At 49.3% G+C, this 879-nt stretch carries 1 protein-coding gene; it reads right to left on the reverse strand.

Translation table 11 applies throughout. From position 1 onward, the window contains the following. Positions 1-73: 73 nt before the first annotated feature. Positions 74-721, reverse strand: coding sequence for a DUF929 family protein (locus DMB44_RS09130; protein ID WP_110642963.1), 648 nt, complete (start codon positions 719-721; stop codon positions 74-76). Positions 722-879: the final 158 nt, after the last annotated feature.

Raw genomic sequence — 879 nt, forward strand, 5'->3', positions numbered from 1 at the left:
ATCTCTTGTACGAAGAGGGAGTTTTACCACTTCCCTCAAACTTACAGCTTTGTTTATAAACATACATGATGCGTCAGGCCATGAGGTAGGATATCATACTGTCCACGTAGGATGCCTGCTGCATTATCACCGAAGCTGCCTTTCCCTTTCCCGTACTCAGTTCCTGCATGACCTGATCCGCGGCCATGTTGGAAAGATAAGACGGAGAATAGGATGATCCGATCTCAACGTATTCCCCGTTCACGATTATGAAGGGCAGGCTCTCCTGCGGATCGTATCTCTCGAAGGTGGAGTTCATGCTTGCATTCAGGTACGATATCCTTTGCCATGTCTCGTTGTACAGTTCGATGCCATGGAATACGACGGTAGGTGATGTGTAAGTCGAGTTCATCAGATCTATGCCTGGTGTGTTGGGAAAGACGTCGCCGTTGTACGAATGCACGTACTGTATCGATGACCACGATCCGTAATCCAGAAGGGCGTAGTAGATCACCCAGCTCTCAGCATCGCAGTATGGGCATGCCTCAGACCCGATGAACACTATTGTGACCTTTGCGGACCGCGAGATGTGAAAGGTCACCGGATGGAAAGATCCAAAACTGGGCTGTGGCCTCGGCCCAGTCATGGAGACCTGCGTTGCGTGAGGAATCTCCTCGTAGTATACTAGGAAGACGAGCAACGCTATAACTGCAACAGCAGCAATGATCCTTGCGATCCTCATCTACCTCATGCCTCCGTCACCCAGTATTTGAACATTTCCGAGGGATAGCTCATCTCAATGTTTATCCATACAGGTTCGCCAGTTATGAAGTAAGGACCGATCTCAAGGATAGGTGTAACGAGGATGTGATCGGTTGTGTTGAAATCGGAGACCCAGTA

The sequence above is a fragment of the Thermoplasma sp. Kam2015 genome, assembly GCF_003205235.1.
Classification (GTDB): domain Archaea; phylum Thermoplasmatota; class Thermoplasmata; order Thermoplasmatales; family Thermoplasmataceae; genus Thermoplasma.